This is a genomic window from Corynebacterium sp. NML120713 (genome assembly GCF_001875735.1).
GTDB classification, from domain to species: domain Bacteria; phylum Actinomycetota; class Actinomycetes; order Mycobacteriales; family Mycobacteriaceae; genus Corynebacterium; species Corynebacterium pseudogenitalium.
In genome coordinates this window covers 1-15749 of record NZ_MLCR01000026.1, presented here as the reverse complement: position 1 = coordinate 15749, position 15749 = coordinate 1, and the positions used below count along the sequence as shown (strand labels likewise).

The following is a 15749-nucleotide window of genomic DNA, read 5'->3' as shown; positions in this document are numbered from 1 at the left end:
TCGTACAGGCGCTACAGCAGCCCTGCGTACGTCTGCAGCGCCAGCTGCGGGTGGTCCGTCGCAATCGTATCGATGCCGTGTTCGGCACACCACCGCATATCCTTCGGGTCGTTGACCGTCCACACGTACGTCGGGCACCCATACTTACCGATCAGCTCCGGGCGCTGCTGCACATGCGCCAACCCCGGCCCAATCCCGTACGGGCTCGACAGCATCACGCTCTTCGGGTTCCACTTCGCCTCACGCACCCTAAACAGGTAATACGTGAGCAAATCGGGTGCCATCCGTGTGAAATACCGCACCGCCTTATGCGAGAAGGAAATGATCGCAACCTGGTCCGAATCCAGCATGCCCGCGTACGCCAGCGCCCGAAATGTCGCCTCGTCCACCTCGGGGCCGTAGCGCGTCGGATGTTTCGTCTCAATATAGAGGTGCTTGTCCGGGTAGTCCTGCAGCAGCTCGAGCAGCTCCTCGAGCAGCATCACCTGCTGCGGGCACTCCTTCGTGCCGCAGTTCAGCTCGCGCAGGTCGCAGAAGTCCATCGTGGACACGCGCCCCATCCCGTCCGTCGTGCGATTCACCAGGCCGTCATGGAACACCACCAGTCGCCCGTCGCGCGTGAGCCGCACGTCGCACTCCACGCCGTGAATCGGCAGTTTCAAGCCAGCCTCAAACGCCAAGTGTGTCGACTCCGGGTACATCGCCGAAAAGCCACGATGCGCCACAATCTTCGGCAACATTAGATTCCACACTCCACGCCCGTCGAGTGGTGCGGACAGTACCCATTCGGCACCTTGTACAGGTACTGCTGGTGCTCATCCTCCGCCAAGTAATAATCGACGCCCCACCCCACCTCAGTCGTAATTGGGGCATAGCCGGCGTCGACAAGCGGCTCACCATACTGCGCAACCCACCCCTTGATGTCCTGCGCCTCGTGCTCCGTGTCGGCGAAGAACGCCGAGCGGTACTGCGTCCCCACATCATTACCCTGGCGGAACCCCTGCGTCGGGTCGTGCGCCTCAAGCGCCGCACGCACCAGCTCCTTCAACGAGACGCGCTCAGGGTCGTAGACCACCTCCACCAGCTCGACGTGGTTCGTCTGCCCACTGCACACCTCCCGGTACGTCGGGTTCGGCGTCACACCCCCGCCATACCCAACCGACGTCGACTCCACCCCCTCCATCTGCCAAAACATCTTCTCAGCACCCCAAAAACACCCAATACCCACCAGCAGGCGGCGCTGTCCCTCGCGCCACGGGCCAGTAATCGGCGTTCCCAACACAGCATGCGGACGCGGGTACGCCAACACCGGCTCGTTACGGCCAGGCAAGGCGCGATCCTCAGGAACCAGCTTCGGCGTCGGTGCAAACAAGAAACCCATAAAAATCAGCGTACGCCATTGCGGGAATGTGATTCTTGTCTATTATGGGGCACGTCACCAACCCCAAACGAAAGGAACTGACAATGGCTGTTTACGAACTTCCAGAGCTCCCATACGCATACGACGCACTCGAGCCACACATCTCGGCCGAGATTATGGAGCTGCACCACGACAAGCACCACGCAAACTACGTCGCTGGCGCAAACGCCGCCCTCGAGGCCCTCGAAGCAGAGCGCAACGGCGACGCCAACCCAGACAAGCTGCGCGCACTGTCCAAGAACCTGGCATTTAACCTGGGTGGCCACACCAACCACTCCATCTTCTGGAAGAACATGGCACCGAACGCAGGCGGCGCACCAACCGGCGCAATCGCCGAGGCAATCGACCGCGACTTCGGCTCCTTCGAGAAGTTCCAGGCACACTTCTCCGGTGTTGCAACCAGCCTGCACGGCTCCGGCTGGGCAGTCCTGGGCTACGACCACATCGCAGGCCGCCTCATCATCGAGCAGCTCACCGACCAGCAGGGCAACATCTCCGTTGACTTCACCCCGCTGCTGATGCTCGACATGTGGGAGCACGCCTTCTACCTGCAGTACAAGAACGTCAAGGGCGACTACGTCAAGGCTTGGTGGAACGTTGTCAACTGGGACGACGTCAATGAGCGCTTCGCAGCGGCTTCCAAGTAAGTCCGGGTTAAGCGACAAAATGTGTGTCCGGAATCGTTGATTTTCATGCTCTGAACTCCGCGTTTGCGGAAAATATATGCTCCAAAAGCATATATTGGCCCTCTCTTGCGAAAATCCCCGGTGTGGCTGCCATGGTGTGCTACGGAGCGGTGGTTCGGTTGCCCAATGCCAAAGAACCGACCACGCTGCCATTGTGGCGGCGATATGAAACGAAACGGCACCACCAGCAACGGGACGACCCGGTGGCGGTGCAAAATCTGCGGTGCTTCACTGACCAAGCAGCGCAGCGATATCACCAACGCAGCCCTATTTCGTGCGTTCATCCAGCACCTGACCGCCGGGACCAGTCTTGCGGCGATCGCCGGCAACATGAGCTGCTCGACACGTACGCTGCAGCGCAAATTCGATGCCTTTTGGCTGGTTGACGTGCCTGACCCGACCATCGGCCATACAGGCAGGGTCTACGACCAGATCTTCATCGACGGCACCTACACCGCAGGTGGCTGTCTGATCGTGGCGGCAACGCTCGACCACGTCATCGCCTGGCACTGGTGCAAACAAGAAACCACACACGACTACAAGCGCCTGCTCGAGCGCATCGAAGCACCGTTGATCGCTGTGATCGACGGTGGCCGAGGAGCCACAAGCGCAATTAAAACGTGCTGGCCAAACACCAAAATCCAACGCTGCCTCGTGCACGCCCAACGCAGAGTACGCCGCTACACCACCTCACGACCACGCACTGATGCTGGCCGCACCATCTACCGACTCGCGCTGAAACTCACCCGCATCACCACCCTGGACGAGGCTGCACAATGGGGTGCACAACTGCAAGAGTTTCACACGCTCTACAAGGATTGGCTCAACGAAAAGACACAGGTCAAAGACCCGAAAACAGCAAAAGACACACTCGTGTGGACCCATGTCAACGTGCGCAAGGCCTACAACAGTCTCAACCACCTGTGGCGCAATGACCTGCTGTTTGTCTACCTCAAGCCCCCGAAAGGTGTGCTCGAGCCGCACCGGATCAAATCCACCACCAACAGTCTTGAAGGCGGCATCAACGCCCAGCTGAAGCTCCTTGCAAGAACTCATCGCGGCAGACGCGGTGAGCACCAACGCAAAATGCTGGATTGGTGGCTGTATCTGAAAACGGAACTGCCTGGCGATCCAATAGAAATCGCCAGACAGTCCAACTGGGGCCAGAACCAACTCGCCAAAGTTACAACCCTGACCCGAAACGAGAACCAAGCCGACTATGAAACAGGACAACCAGCCCTCTACGACAACGGTATCGATACCGAGTACACACACTCAATCGGCATCCAAAAAGGCCACATCTAACCCCGCGACACGCCGATAGCAGACACACATTTTGTCGCTTAACCCGTAAGTCCCGCTAAAGGCAACCCGCCGTGTTTCATAGAGGGTTATGAAACACGGCGGGTTTTATCTGTATTCACGACGAGTCCGTTGAAGGAACCAGGACCCACTATGGATATTAGGATAGCCTTACCTTTTAGGCAAGAGGGGGTAGCTGGCGGGGTTAGCCTGGCCGGTTTAGGGCGGTTCATTCCCCGTCCCTTTGAGAAAGTTCCCCACCAATTCGTGATCGCCGGAACTATTTTCATAGACAGCCGTTGCGACCTTGGAAAATACAGCCGTTGGTCGACTGGAACCGGCCTCACACACAAAATGGTTCCCGGGCTTGGGAACTATTTGGCTAGATGCACTCACCGACCCGCGGGCCACAGCGCAAAGACACCACATTCCCCCACGCACTAAGGGAAAACCAGGAATGTGGTGCAGCAATCTAGAACGCTCCTTGAGGTCCCCACCACAAAGTGCCAGGATGTGGACATGAAGAAAGGCAGCCCTGAGTATCGTCGCGCGACGGTCGCGATGCTGCTTGCCGGGCTCGGAATCTTTAACGCCCTGTACGCCACCCAGGCGCTGTTGCCCACGCTGGCGGAGGCTTTCGACGCCTCACCGTCCACGACGGCGCTGACGGTGTCGGCGGCCACAGGTGGGTTGGCGTTGTGTGTGGTGCCGGCGTCGATACTTTCAGAGAAGTACGGGCGCGGACGCGTGCTGATCGTGTCGGCGCTGGTGGCGACGGGCATCGGGCTGCTGTTGCCGCTGGCACAGTCGATGGAGCAGCTGGTGCTACTGCGCGCCCTGCAAGGCGTCGCCATCGCGGGCACCCCAGCCGTCGCGATGACCTGGCTGTCCGAGGAGCTCGACGCCAAAGACCTGCCCGGCGCGATGGGGCTGTACATCGCGGGCAACACGATCGGCGGGCTGACGGGCAGGTTGATCCCGACGGGGCTGCTGGCGGTCACCTCGTGGAGGTGGGCGCTCGCGGCCAGTAGCGTGACGGCGCTGGCGCTCGCGATCGCGACGGCGATCCTCCTTCCTGCGCAGCGCAACTTTACGCCAAAGCCGAAGCTGCGGCCGGGCAATGAGTTCCGGGCGATGGTTCGGCACGCGAGGAACCCGAGGATTCTCGCGCTGTGCGCGACGGCGTTCATCGGGATGGGCGTGTTCGTTTCGCTGTACAACTACCTGGGGTTCCGCGCGATTGACTACTTCGGTTTGCCGCCGTCGCTGGTGGGGTTGGCGTTCCTGCTGTACTTGTCGGGGACGTAGTCGGCGTCGCGTGCGGGGGCGCTGGTGCGCAAGTACGGGCGCGGTCACGTGGTGATTGGCGGGGCGTCGCTCATGGTTGCGGGGCTGGTGCTGGCCGCGATACCGAACCTAGTGGCCCTGCTGGCCGGCCTGCTGGTGTTTACGGCCAGCTTCTTTGCAATGCACTCGACTGCCTCCGCGTGGGTCGGCATCATTGCGGAGCGCGACCGGGCTGAGGCGTCCAGCATGTACGTGTTCTGGTACTACATGGGATCCTCGCTGGTGGGAGCGGCGTCAGGCTGGGTGTACGAGCGCTTGCCGTGGGCCGGGTTCATGATGGTGCTGGCCTGCCTCGTGGTGGTGCTGGTGCTCATCACCGCGGCGGTCGCCCGCAACACCAGGCACTAAAGCACCAGGCGCTAACCCCAAACTCAAAGCAGCGGGATCCCGGGGGCGTCGGCGTCGAGAAACTCGCGGACGGCACGGGTGGCCCGGCAGTCGTCTTCGTTGTACTGCAGTAGGGTCTGCTTTGCATCCTCGTCGCCGCGGACGGCGGCGAAGCGGCGGTCGATGGAGGCTTCGCCGTCCATGTCGTCGTCCTCCCAGTGAAAGCCCACGATGGGCCCGAGCACTTTCAGCCCCAGCCCGTCGGTGCCTACGAGGTGCCTGCGCACCGACGCGAACACGTCGACCCACTCTTCGGAAGCGATGAACTCCTGGACTTCCTTGGCGTCGATGCTGGCGAAGCGCTGCGCGGACATGCGCAGCCAGTGGTTCTCGCCCGCCGCGGCGTAGCAGTAGGCGGCGAAGGTCTTGCCTTCCGCGTGGGCTTGGGCGCGCTGGTCGAGGAGCCAGCGCCAGAACGCGGCGAAGTTGGCTTCCTCCGCGTCGCCGCCGACTTCCTCCCACGTCACGAACGGCCGGTAGCGCTCGCCGTCGAAGGTGCCCCATAGGTAGGCGCCCTGGTCCATGTAGGACTCCATGTCGATGTCGATCTCGACGTCCGCACGGCGGATTGCAATCGGCCCCGGCCGCCTGAGCAGGGGGATCCCGGCGCGCCAGGCTTCGGCGATGCGGGAAGGTTCGCCGAGCTGGGCGTCGATAAGCTGTTGGACCGTCGTGATGCCCTGGGCGCGGAAGCGGTCGCCCTTGCCGCCGGGCAGCACCAGCGAGATGTCGTCGCGCGCCTCGAGCTCAGGCAGGCACAGCGGCCAGAACCTGCAGGTGGCGCACTGTTTGTAGCGGGTTGGGTGCTCGGGCGTGGGCTCGGCGAGCGCGAGCAGCAGCGGCGCGACATACTTTTCGACGTCCACTCCGTACGCCAGCGACCTATCCTGCCCAATGACGCCGCCGCGGCCCGCGGAGCGCTCCCCAAGCAGGAGGTGCGCCATGGCTAGCCGGTAGCCGTCGACGGTGTGGTGGCGGTACTTGCCCGCTACCCGCAGTGGTGCCCCCAGCCCAAGGCGCCCAACCGGCACGGCCTGCAGCGTCGAGGTCGGGTGCGTGCGCGCGACTCTGTGGTTCGAGATGATCACTGGCACGTACCCGTCGGCGGTGCGCACCAGGATGTCGACGTCCACCTCGACCGCCACCCCGGCGATGTCCCCATGGAGCGTCGCCCGCGTGATCAGGTGGGTGCCGCGGCGCATCAGGTCGAAGACACCCTCGGTGGTGGCGTCCGCGGCGTCGGCGCGGGTGAAGAGGCGGCGCCGGCCGTCGCCAAGCGCTGGCTTAGTAGGCAGCTGGGCGAGTACCGCCTCCTGCACCGCGATGCGCTGCGGCAGGTGCGCCTCAGCTTCCTCGCGCGACGGGTAGTCCGGGAACTGGCACCTCCGGCGGAACCGGAAGCGGCACCCCACAAGATCCGACGGCCGCATGCGTGTGCCATCCTGCTGCTTCGACGTACTCACAATGGGCAATACTCTACTAGGCGCAGTGGAGAAACAGGTAAGGTTGGTGTCCAAACGAACGCTGAAGCGTAAAGGAGTTAACTCGCATGGGACTGTTCAAATCCATCCGGAAAGCACGCACGAAGGCCAAGGCTGAGATTAAGGCCGCGCAGGCGCACGCCCGCAAGCTTGCCAAGGAGGAGGCGAAGCAGGACTTCCGCACCGCAAAGCTGCTGGACAAGGCCGAGAAGCGCCTGCTGAAGGCAGAGAAGCAGGGCCTGAAGCAGAAGCGCAAGCACGAGGAGCGGCTAGCGAAGGCACATCTGCAGCGCATTGAGGAGTCCGGCATTACGAAGAAGAAAGCCAAGCAGTGGCTCGGCGCGACCCGTCTGCTCCTGCCGGTGCTGTTGCCGCTGTTCTACAAAGGCTGGACGTCCTACCAGCAGAAGCAGGTACAGCAGCGCGCGCAGAGCGTCGGCCTGTCCTCCCAGGAGGTCTCGCGCTTTTCTGAGCGCGGCGGGCAGCTGAAGTCGCGCGTCGACGCCCTCGAGGGCCAGGTCAAGACCGCCGAGTTACCGAAGGGCTTCGCCACCGACGCGGAGGTCCGCCTCGCGGAGCTGCAGACCGCGGTGGAAAACGCCGAGCACATGAACCCGGTACAGCAGCGCCTGGCTCACAACTCTATTGATGAAGACCTGCAGAAACTGTCCGCGGAAGTGCAGAAGAAACTTAATTAGTATTATCGGCCAAAGTATTTGCTAGACTTCCTCCAAACGCGAACACTACTCCCAAGTATCGCTCTTGGGAGTACCGGAGAAAGGACAGCCTTCATGGCCCGGCAAAATATCACCCAGTTTTTCGACGACCTGGACCACACGCCCCTGCACGAGGCGGATGTTCGCGTGATCCGCTTCGGGTTACAGGGGAAGAATTACGTGCTGGACCTCAAGCCGGAGAACGCGGAGCGCTTCCTGGCGCAGCTCAAGCCGTACGTCGAAGCAGCCAGGGAGGCGTGCGACGCGACCGATCGGGCCCTTGACCCCGCCGAGATCCGCCGTTGGGCGCAGACCGAAGGCCTGCCCATTGCCAACCGCGGCAAGATCCCCCTCGGCATCGTGGAAGCATTCCACGAAGCCCACCCCTACTACTAGAGCACGCCCTGCTCGCGCGCCGACGCCACGGCGGAAGTACGGGACCGCACACCCAGCTTGTCGTAAATGTGCACGAGGTGGGACTTCACGGTCGCCTCGGAGAGCATGAGCTCCGTGCCAATCTCCCTATTCGACGACCCCGCCGCCACCAACTGCAGCACCTCCAGCTCACGCGGCGTGAGCGAGGAGCGCGGAGTGCGGTCGCGCGTCTCGAGGCGCTCGCGCACCACCGGGGACATTGTGGCGTCGCCACGCGCGGTGGAGCGCACCGCGGCGACGAGCTCCTCCGGCGGGGCGTCCTTCAGCAGATAGCCGACGGCTCCGGCCTCGATCGCGCCAAGGATGTCGGCGTCGGTGTCGTAGTTGGTCACCATGAGCACCTTCGGCGGGTTCGTCATCGAGGCGATAATCTGCGCCGTTGCCTGCGCGCCCGTGGTCACGCGGGTGCCCTCGACGCCCGCGCCGAAGCGGAGATCCATCAAAATCACGTCGATGCCACCGGCCTGCGCCATCGCGATCGCGCCCTCAGCTGTGGCAACTTCGCCGACGACCATAATGTCTTCGGCCTCCTCGAGCACGGCCCGAAGCCCCAGCCGGACGATCTCATGGTCATCAGCCAGCAACACACGAATCATGAAGTTTTCCTCTCCACCTGGTCAGTCTTTTGTTTGATACTACTCGGTACCGCCACAGAAAGTGCTGTCGGCCCGCCGGGCTGGGACTCAATTGCCAGCTCACCGCCCAATTCCTCGGCCCGAGAACGCATGGCATCGAGGCCCAAATGGCCTAACCCTGAGGGCTTTTTGGCCTGGCTCGCTACGTCGAAGCCCTTGCCGTTGTCCACCACATCAAGGCGGACCTCGTCATCCCCAAACGTCAGCGTGATGCGCATGCGGCTCGCCTCGGAGTGCTTCACCGCGTTCGACACCGCGCCCTGCGTAATACGCAGCAGGCCGGCCTCGATGCGCATCGGCAGCTGCTGCGGCTCACCGTCAACCTCCACCTCGATGTCCATGTCGCCCGTCGTACCGAAGTCCGCCGCGATGCGGCGCAGCGCCTCTTCCAGCGACGTCGTGCTCAGCGGCGCCGGTGTCAGCGCCGCAATAATCGCACGGGTCTCCGCCAAGTTTCTCGACGCCGCCCTGCGTGCCGTCTCCATCCTCTTCAACGGCCCCGCCAGCTCTTCCTCCGAAAGGTCCGTGGCCAACAGGTCGCGCTCCGCGGCGTGCAGCAGCATCTGGATCGAGGACAGGTTCTGCGCCACCGTGTCGTGAATCTCGTGCGCGAGCCGCTCCCGCTCCTGCGCCACACCCGCAGCACGCTCCGTGGTTGCTAGCTGTTCGCGTGTCTCCAGTAGCTCGTTGATGAGCTCGGCGCGCTCGTCGCTCACCTTCGTAATCGTGGTGAAGGCATAGTTGATCGCCAGGACCACCACCGCCGACAGCGCCGGCCCCAACACGCTGCCCAGCGTGAGATGATCCGGCAGCTGTACCAGCACCGTGATCACAAGCCCAGCAGCAACCCCGGCAATACCTCGCCAGTCGTTGAACGCGCGCATGTAGACGAAGAACAGGGTGAACACCCAGTACATCGCCACCACGGAGATCGTCGTGTCCAGCATCCACACGCCAGTCAGCCCCACGAGCCACAGCACGCGGCCCGGGGTTGCCCAATAGTGCATCTCTGTCATCCCGTAGAACAGGAGGAAGGAAAACGTCGTCACCAGAGTGATGTGCAGCAGCGCCTCATCCAGCGACATCCGCGCCAGCGCCGCCAGCGACACCAACACCAGCGACACCGACAACACCGTGATACCGATATCCAAGGAGCGGTTTACCGGCACCTCAGTGGTTTCGCCGGGGCCCGGCGACAACACAGCTAATCTGGAACCCATGCGTTTGACACTACCCACCCTCGCAGCAGTCATGGCATTCGGCGTCCTCGCCGGGTGCGCCGCCCCCGACCCGGATCCGGCGCCCGCAGACGAAGGGAGCGTCGAGAAGCAACAAGCCGCCCTGCCTCTCGACGCCCTGCCCGCCACCGACCGCAACGCGTGGCAGCCCTGCCCATACCTCGACACCGACTGGGTCGCCGACGCCAACGGCCAGCGCGTCACCGGCGTAGGTATCGACGCCCGCTTCGACCCCCCAGCCTGCCAGTTCTGGTCCTACCCGCCCGAGCCACAGCTGACCGTCATCGTGCGGCACATGGACAGCCCCGAGGACGCCATGGCCGTAGTCGACTGGGCAACACCCATCGACTACACCGAGCCCGCCAACCAGCCAGCCGGGTGGAACGGCGGGCGCCACGGCGGCGGGGCCGTGCCCAACCGGATCGGCGCCGCCTACTCCGTGGCCAAGGGCAACACGGCCGTGACCGTGTTCACCAACCAGGACGAGTCGATCAAGGCACAGCTCGTCGCCGAGGAGACCATCAAGAACCTGCAGCTCTAGGGCGTTACACTGCAACGTCGTTGTAGGGCATCTGCGCCGACACCCACGGAAACACCACTTCCATCAGCAGGAAGAACACGGCCACCGCGATCACGATCGCGAGCAGCCACTTCACCGGCGTAGGCCCCGGCAGCATCCGCCAAAGTGCTCCATACATTGTCTATCTCACCTCCGACATCGCCTGCGGCAGCGTTTGCTCGCCCGGTGTTTTCGCCAGCACCTCAGTCTGCACGGCGTGGATGATCATGCGCTCCGCGTTCGAAAACTGCGGGTGGCACGTGGTCAGCGTGATCATGCCCAGCATGTCCGGGCGCACCTCAATGGAGGGCTGCTCCGGGATCGGGTTGATCACGTTCACGTCCCCCGGCAGCGTGATGTGTCTGCCCACCACGTTGCGGTACTCGCCCGTCGCGATCGGCTCGTTGATCTCGGCTGGCACGCAGCCCGCCGCCACGTCCCGGCGTTCCTGCGGATCCAGGCCCATCGGCAGCACGCGGTACGTCACCCAGGAATCCTGCGTCTCCACCACGATGGCGTCGCAGCTGTTCAGCGCCCCAAGGTCGTTGAACGGCGCGCCCTTGCCCACGCGGTGCCCCGCCACCGCGAAGTTGCCCGGCTCGCCCGGCATCTGCGTGTCCGGGTAGCGGCCCGGACCCACCAACAACTCATTCTCGTCGGTGCCCTCGATGATGGCGAACTGGTAGTCCGACCCGAACGCAGGGATGTACATGCGCGCGAATGCGTCGCCGAGCTGTGGCGTGCGCAGCTGGCGCGGGTTCTTCCACTGCTCCGACAACGTGTCCTGCGCTTCGTTCTGCATCTTGCCGGACGCGATATTCGTCCAATAGGACTCGTAAAACGCGAACAGCAACAACAACGCCCCGATGGTCAGCAGCACCTCGCCGAACACCTGGGAGGCGCGCACCTTGCGTCTGGGTTGTTGGTAAACCATGGCCTAACATTAGCGAATGATGGAAATCCTCGTCTATCCCGTATCCGCCGTGCTGCAGTTCTGGCACTGGCTCCTCGCCGACGTCCTCGGCGCCCCCGTCTCTGGCGCCTGGATCGCATCCATCATCCTGCTGGTCATCACAGTGCGCGGCGCCATCGCCCCGTTTTCCTGGAAGACGTACAAGGTAGGCCGCACCAGTTACATGATGCGCCCGCACATGAAAGCCATCGCGGACCGCTACGGCAGCTCCACCGCGCTCGAGGACATCGAGGCGGAGCGCGAAGCCATCAAGAAACTGCGCAGCGAGCACGGCTACAACCCGCTCGCCGGCTGCGTTCCCGCCATGATCCAGCTGCCGTTCTTCTTCGGCCTGTACCGCTTGCTGTACTGGCTCGCCGTCCCCGACGTCGGCGACGCCCACCGGATCGGCCTGCTCACCCCAGACGAGATCGAAAGCTTCCGCAACACCACGCTTTTCGACGTCCCCCTCCCCGCCTACGTCTCCATGACACCAGAGCAGTTTGCCTCCCTCGGCACTACGGTCGACGCCGTTCGCAGCCTAGCCATCCCGATGCTCATCGCCGCCATCTGCTTCACCAGCATCAACCTGCTGCTCTCCCAGATCCGTAACCGCACCACCCTCGAGTGGGAAAACGCGTTCACCCGCGGCAGCTACCGGTTCCTGTACTGGATGATCCCCTTCATTGCGCTGTCCCTGACCACGGCGGGCCTGCTCGGCCTCGTACCGATCGCGCTACTGCTGTACTGGGTAGTCAACAACTTCTGGACCGCCTCACAGACCGTTCTGCTCTGGGCGTTGCTTGTAAAGCGTTTCCCCTCCGAGGAGATTCACCGCAACCATGTACGCGAGGCGCGCGAAGCGTACGTCGAAAAGAAGCGGGAGAAGCGCGAGCGCAAACGGGCCTGGCGCCGCAAGAAGGCTGGCGCGCTCGTGCGACCGACGACCATCCCAGCGGTTCGCCGCGACATCCGCGCAGAAAAATCCGCCCTAGCCGAGGCCAAGCGCGACGAGAAGCGCGCCAAAAAGGCCATCGAGAAAGAGCGGTCGAAAGTGCAGCGGGAGGCTAAATCGAATAGTCAGCAGGAGGAGTCCCAAGCGTAGCTTTCGCTAGCGTACGGGCAGTTTCCAACGGTGCGGTATCGCGCACAAAGCGGGCTCCAGCCAGGCCGCCGTCGAGGAAGATCAAAAGCTCATTCGTCTGCGAGGCCGAGTTGTAGCCGTTCTTCACGCTGAGCAGGTGCGTAATCGTGTCGTACATCCACTGGCGGTGCTTCTTACACGCCGCAACGATGCGTTCCTCTGACTCCGTGTCCGGGCGCGGATACTCGTTCGCCGCGTTCAGGAACGGCGAGCCACGGAATTCCCGGTCCGGCTCCTCCTCAATCGCCATGTCGAAGAACGCCAGCACCTTCCCATCCGCGTCGTAGACGTGCTCGGTGCGCTCCGCCCAACGCTGCCGGTATTCCTCGTCCAGCCGCTCAATGTACGCGATGACCAGGTTGTCTTTCGACCCAAGCAGAGAGTACAACGACGCTTTCGCGACGTCCGCCTCCCTCAAAATACGGTCAATACCGATGACGCGGATGCCTTCTTCTTGGAAGAGTTTCGTGGCGGCATCCAGCAGCCGCTGCCGGGGGCTGGGACGATTCCGCCTCCTGGAAGCACTCTTTGCCTTGCTGGTTGTACCGCTGCTCACGCGACTGCTCCTCCAAAATCTCTAGTAGACAAACCAGTACGTTCACCATACCGCGTACCGTAGTTTCTGAAAAGAAAAATACCGGCCGGGGGTGTGTCCCTCCGGCCGGTACATACATCACGCGCTTTTCGCGCTACTAGCTATTGGCGTTGTTTACCTTTCACAAAGTTGACGATGGTCAGCAGGATCACCGCACCAAGGATGCAGGTGAAGAAGCTAAACCAGAGCCCGCCATTGTCGACGTCCACTCCGAACTTCGCCAGCAACCAGCCGCCAATCAGGCCACCGATAATGCCGACAATAATATTCAGGCCGATGCCCATATCGGCGTCCTTGCCCTTAATCTTCGAAGCGATCCAGCCCGCAAGTCCACCGATAATAATCCAGCCGAAAAAGCCAAGTCCCAGCATGTGCACGTCTCCTTCTATAACGATCGTTTAATGTCTACTGACCATGGTGCCTCCCATTCGGGCATAATGCCACTACGATTCGGACACCAACGGGTAACGATCTGGAAACGGCACCGCTGGGACTTGGTTGCGTTCCGCGAGATTAGTCGTTCGGACGAACAACCATCATCGGGCACGGCGCGGACTGCAGCAGCGCACGCGACGTCGAGCCGAGCAGCATGCCCTTGAACCCGCCACGACCGTGGGAACCGGTGACCAGGAGCTGTGCGCCTTCAGCGGCCTCGGTAAGCGCGCGGACTGGACGGTCACGCGTAATCACCTTGCGGATCTGCACATCTGGGTACTTCGCGGCGGAGTCCTCCAGGTAGCCATTGAGGATCTCGTCCTTCTCCTCCTGCACAGCCTTCCAGTGCTCGTCCGTGACAGAGAACCCAGCGCCCGGCCCCTGCACCTGAGTATCGATCCACGTGTGCACCGCAATCAACTCCGCACCGCGAGCGTGCGCCTCCTCAAAGGCGACCTCCGTTGCGTGGCGGGAAACCTCAGAGCCATCAACGCCGACTACGACCGGGCCGTACTTATTCTCTTCGGTCACGTTGTTGTCCTCGCGGACCACCACAACCGGGCAGCTTGCGTGGGAGACAACCGCACCAGACACAGAGCCGAGGACCATCCCGGAAAGCCCGCCAAGGCCACGCGACCCCATCACGATCATGGTCGCGGTACGCGACATCTCAAGCAGCATGTCAATCGGGGATCCCTCCGCGATTGCGTGCCCAATCTTGATATCTGGGGCGACCTCAAGCGCGATGTCACGCGCTTCCTCGACCTTCTGGATGGTTTCCTTCTGCAGATCGTCGAACAGCTCCTTCGGCGGAACCATCCCTTCCGCGTACAGGAACTGCGGCATGGTGTAGCTTGCAGCCAGCTGCAGCGCGATGCCGCGCTTCGCGGCGGTGTTCGCCGCCCAGCGGACCGCGTTGTGGGAAGCCGGGCTTCCGTCCACAGCTACGACGACCATTTCTTCATTCGACATGTGTTTCGCCCTTTCTCAAGAAGGTAGGCAGTTTCTACCCCCATTGTAGACAAAACCCACATCGATATCGTGGCCCTTATTTGGGAATTTCCACGGGTTTCGCGCCCTCAGAGTTCGCAGGGAAGAACGTCTCATAGAGTGCTCGCAGCACGTCCGCGATCACCTTCCCGATACCTTCATTGAAGAACGCCAGTACTGGTTGCAACATCGCTCCAAGATCCATAGCGACTAATCTAGCAAAGAATATGAGTAGAAAACGAAGGAAGTCGCCCCCGCCACTGCCTCCGCGCGATGGCCTCGGCGCATCACGAGTCCGCGTCCCTGATGCCCCCATCGCCGCCGGTGACTTCCTCACCGAAGTCATCAAGGGGCAGCGCCACCGCCACCCCGATGACGACGCCGCAGCCGTCCTCCAGCGCTTCGCCGTCGGCGAGGTCGTCCTCCGCGACGGCACCCCGCTCTCTCCCAACGATATCTTGCAGCCAGGCACAGACGTCTTCTTTTATCGACGCCCCGCCCCCGAAACTCCCGTACCGTTCACTCATACCGTGATGTTCGAAGACGACAACGTCCTCGTCGTCAACAAACCGCCGTTCTTGGCGACGATGCCACGCGCCGCCCACATCACGGAGACCCTCACCGTCCGCCTTCGCCGCGAGACCGACAACGAGGAGCTCACACCGGCGCATCGCCTCGACCGCATGACGAGTGGATTGTTGCTACTGACGAAGCGCCGTGAAGTCCGCGGGGCGTACCAGGACATGTTCGCCCGCCGAGAAGTCCGCCGCCTGTATTCCGCGGTTGCTCCTTATGATCCTTCGCTACCTGCCGGACCTTGGCGGCATCACATCGTCAAAGAACACGGCGAAGTTGCTTCCAAGATTGTCCGCGGCGCGGAACCCAATTCAGAAACGATGTTCCTTGGCGCGTCCCGTTTGCCGTCAGAAGAGGAAACAGTGCTACAAGAACGCTACGGAGTGGAAGGACCGCTCGCGCGCTATTTCCTCGAACCGATCAGTGGACGCACGCACCAACTGAGAATCCAGATGTTGGACGCCGGGGTGCCCATCATCGGCGACTCTATCTACCCCGTCCCACATCCTTTTGGGGAGGACGACTTCACCAAACCAATGCTGTTGGAATGCATTTCCGTTGCCTTCACGGACCCCCTTTCCGGCAAGCTCGTCCACTTCACGACAGATCCTTCAGTGCGCTGGCCCTAACCCCTCCATGCGCACTCTCATCCCCGTTTGTTTGTTGTGGGGTGCACAAAAAAGAGTGTGGTGGGTACCACCACCCCCACAACGGGAATAATGGAACCCACCACACACAAGAAAATGAAGTTATAGGCCGGCGGTAACCTACTCTCCCACACCCTCCCAGGTGCAGTACCATCAGCGCGGGCGGGCTTAGCTAACCGGGTTCGGAAAGGGACCGGGCGTTTC

At 62.3% G+C, this 15749-nt stretch carries 20 protein-coding genes and 1 rRNA gene; 9 read left to right on the top strand and 12 right to left on the bottom strand.

The window, feature by feature from the left end; all coding sequences use genetic code 11:
• Nucleotides 1-11: 11 nt before the first annotated feature.
• Both BJP06_RS11015 and msrA read right to left on the bottom strand, forming a co-directional pair.
• Nucleotides 12-740, bottom strand: a complete 729-nt coding sequence (locus tag BJP06_RS11015; protein ID WP_071573872.1) for a glycerophosphodiester phosphodiesterase family protein — start codon at nt 738-740, stop codon at nt 12-14.
• Nucleotides 740-1381 (bottom strand): peptide-methionine (S)-S-oxide reductase MsrA, encoded by a 642-nt coding sequence (gene msrA / locus BJP06_RS11010; RefSeq protein ID WP_071573871.1) that lies wholly within the window; start codon nt 1379-1381, stop codon nt 740-742. The genes BJP06_RS11015 and msrA overlap by 1 nt, the downstream gene beginning before the upstream one ends.
• A gap of 83 nt (nt 1382-1464) precedes the next feature.
• On the opposite strand from msrA, the gene BJP06_RS11005 reads away from it, so the two are divergent.
• From BJP06_RS11005 to BJP06_RS12490, 4 genes are all read left to right on the top strand, one after another.
• Complete coding sequence (locus BJP06_RS11005; protein ID WP_070361750.1) at nt 1465-2067, top strand: superoxide dismutase; 603 nt, start codon at nt 1465-1467, stop codon at nt 2065-2067.
• 165 nt (nt 2068-2232) lie between these two features.
• A complete protein-coding gene (locus BJP06_RS11000) occupies nt 2233-3411 on the top strand; it encodes an IS256-like element ISCre1 family transposase (RefSeq protein WP_013887464.1) in 1179 nt (392 codons plus the stop codon).
• 516 nt (nt 3412-3927) lie between these two features.
• Nucleotides 3928-4716 (top strand): MFS transporter, encoded by a 789-nt coding sequence (locus tag BJP06_RS12495; protein ID WP_369822292.1) that lies wholly within the window; start codon nt 3928-3930, stop codon nt 4714-4716.
• Between the two features lie 24 nt (nt 4717-4740).
• Nucleotides 4741-5103, top strand: a complete 363-nt coding sequence (locus BJP06_RS12490) for a hypothetical protein (protein ID WP_369822291.1) — start codon at nt 4741-4743, stop codon at nt 5101-5103.
• Between the two features lie 23 nt (nt 5104-5126).
• On the opposite strand, the gene BJP06_RS10990 is transcribed toward BJP06_RS12490, so the two are convergent.
• A complete protein-coding gene (locus tag BJP06_RS10990; protein WP_255365851.1) occupies nt 5127-6605 on the bottom strand; it encodes a TM0106 family RecB-like putative nuclease in 1479 nt (492 codons plus the stop codon).
• A gap of 86 nt (nt 6606-6691) precedes the next feature.
• Between BJP06_RS10990 and BJP06_RS10985 the strand changes: the two genes are divergently transcribed.
• Nucleotides 6692-7321 (top strand): DUF6474 family protein, encoded by a 630-nt coding sequence (locus BJP06_RS10985; protein ID WP_071573869.1) that lies wholly within the window; start codon nt 6692-6694, stop codon nt 7319-7321.
• A 93-nt stretch (nt 7322-7414) separates the two neighbouring features.
• Nucleotides 7415-7735 carry an Lsr2 family protein gene (locus BJP06_RS10980; RefSeq protein WP_070361746.1) on the top strand — a complete coding sequence of 107 codons (321 nt, stop codon included), beginning with the start codon at nt 7415-7417 and terminating at the stop codon, nt 7733-7735.
• Here the strand turns inward: BJP06_RS10980 and BJP06_RS10975 are convergent.
• Both BJP06_RS10975 and BJP06_RS10970 read right to left on the bottom strand, forming a co-directional pair.
• Nucleotides 7732-8370 (bottom strand): response regulator transcription factor, encoded by a 639-nt coding sequence (locus tag BJP06_RS10975; protein WP_070361745.1) that lies wholly within the window; start codon nt 8368-8370, stop codon nt 7732-7734. The two genes, BJP06_RS10980 and BJP06_RS10975, sit on opposite strands and share 4 nt — an antisense overlap.
• Complete coding sequence (locus BJP06_RS10970) at nt 8367-9629, bottom strand: sensor histidine kinase (protein ID WP_071573868.1); 1263 nt, start codon at nt 9627-9629, stop codon at nt 8367-8369. The genes BJP06_RS10975 and BJP06_RS10970 overlap by 4 nt, the downstream gene beginning before the upstream one ends.
• Between BJP06_RS10970 and BJP06_RS10965 the strand changes: the two genes are divergently transcribed.
• On the top strand, nt 9628-10188 hold the full coding sequence (locus BJP06_RS10965; protein ID WP_071573867.1) for a DUF2020 domain-containing protein: 561 nt from the start codon (nt 9628-9630) through the stop codon (nt 10186-10188). The two genes, BJP06_RS10970 and BJP06_RS10965, sit on opposite strands and share 2 nt — an antisense overlap.
• Before the next feature lie 4 nt (nt 10189-10192).
• On the opposite strand, the gene BJP06_RS12170 is transcribed toward BJP06_RS10965, so the two are convergent.
• On the bottom strand, nt 10193-10345 hold the full coding sequence (locus BJP06_RS12170; protein WP_168156155.1) for a hypothetical protein: 153 nt from the start codon (nt 10343-10345) through the stop codon (nt 10193-10195).
• A 3-nt stretch (nt 10346-10348) separates the two neighbouring features.
• The gene (locus BJP06_RS10960) at nt 10349-11140 is read right to left on the bottom strand and encodes a class E sortase (RefSeq protein ID WP_070975660.1); all 792 of its coding nucleotides are present in this window, start codon (nt 11138-11140) and stop codon (nt 10349-10351) included.
• A gap of 16 nt (nt 11141-11156) precedes the next feature.
• Here BJP06_RS10960 and yidC point away from each other — a divergent pair, with 16 nt between their 5' ends.
• Nucleotides 11157-12263: a membrane protein insertase YidC gene (gene yidC / locus BJP06_RS10955; RefSeq protein ID WP_071573866.1), complete on the top strand. Its 1107-nt coding sequence runs from the start codon at nt 11157-11159 to the stop codon at nt 12261-12263.
• Here the strand turns inward: yidC and BJP06_RS10950 are convergent.
• The 4 genes from BJP06_RS10950 to BJP06_RS12165 all read right to left on the bottom strand — a co-directional run bounded on the left by BJP06_RS10950 (nt 12226) and on the right by BJP06_RS12165 (nt 14527).
• Nucleotides 12226-12858 carry a TetR/AcrR family transcriptional regulator gene (locus BJP06_RS10950; RefSeq protein WP_070975662.1) on the bottom strand — a complete coding sequence of 211 codons (633 nt, stop codon included), beginning with the start codon at nt 12856-12858 and terminating at the stop codon, nt 12226-12228. The genes yidC and BJP06_RS10950 overlap by 38 nt on opposite strands.
• 140 nt (nt 12859-12998) lie before the next feature.
• Nucleotides 12999-13268 (bottom strand): GlsB/YeaQ/YmgE family stress response membrane protein, encoded by a 270-nt coding sequence (locus BJP06_RS10945; protein ID WP_070361740.1) that lies wholly within the window; start codon nt 13266-13268, stop codon nt 12999-13001.
• A 142-nt stretch (nt 13269-13410) separates the two neighbouring features.
• A complete protein-coding gene (locus tag BJP06_RS10940) occupies nt 13411-14304 on the bottom strand; it encodes a universal stress protein (RefSeq protein WP_070361739.1) in 894 nt (297 codons plus the stop codon).
• Nucleotides 14305-14380: 76 nt separating this feature from the next.
• Nucleotides 14381-14527: a hypothetical protein gene (locus BJP06_RS12165; protein ID WP_168156154.1), complete on the bottom strand. Its 147-nt coding sequence runs from the start codon at nt 14525-14527 to the stop codon at nt 14381-14383.
• Nucleotides 14528-14549: 22 nt separating this feature from the next.
• Here BJP06_RS12165 and BJP06_RS10935 point away from each other — a divergent pair, with 22 nt between their 5' ends.
• Complete coding sequence (locus tag BJP06_RS10935; RefSeq protein WP_071573865.1) at nt 14550-15527, top strand: pseudouridine synthase; 978 nt, start codon at nt 14550-14552, stop codon at nt 15525-15527.
• A 125-nt stretch (nt 15528-15652) separates the two neighbouring features.
• Here BJP06_RS10935 and rrf read toward each other — a convergent pair.
• Nucleotides 15653-15749 (bottom strand): 5S ribosomal RNA (rrf, locus tag BJP06_RS10930); the annotation flags it as partial.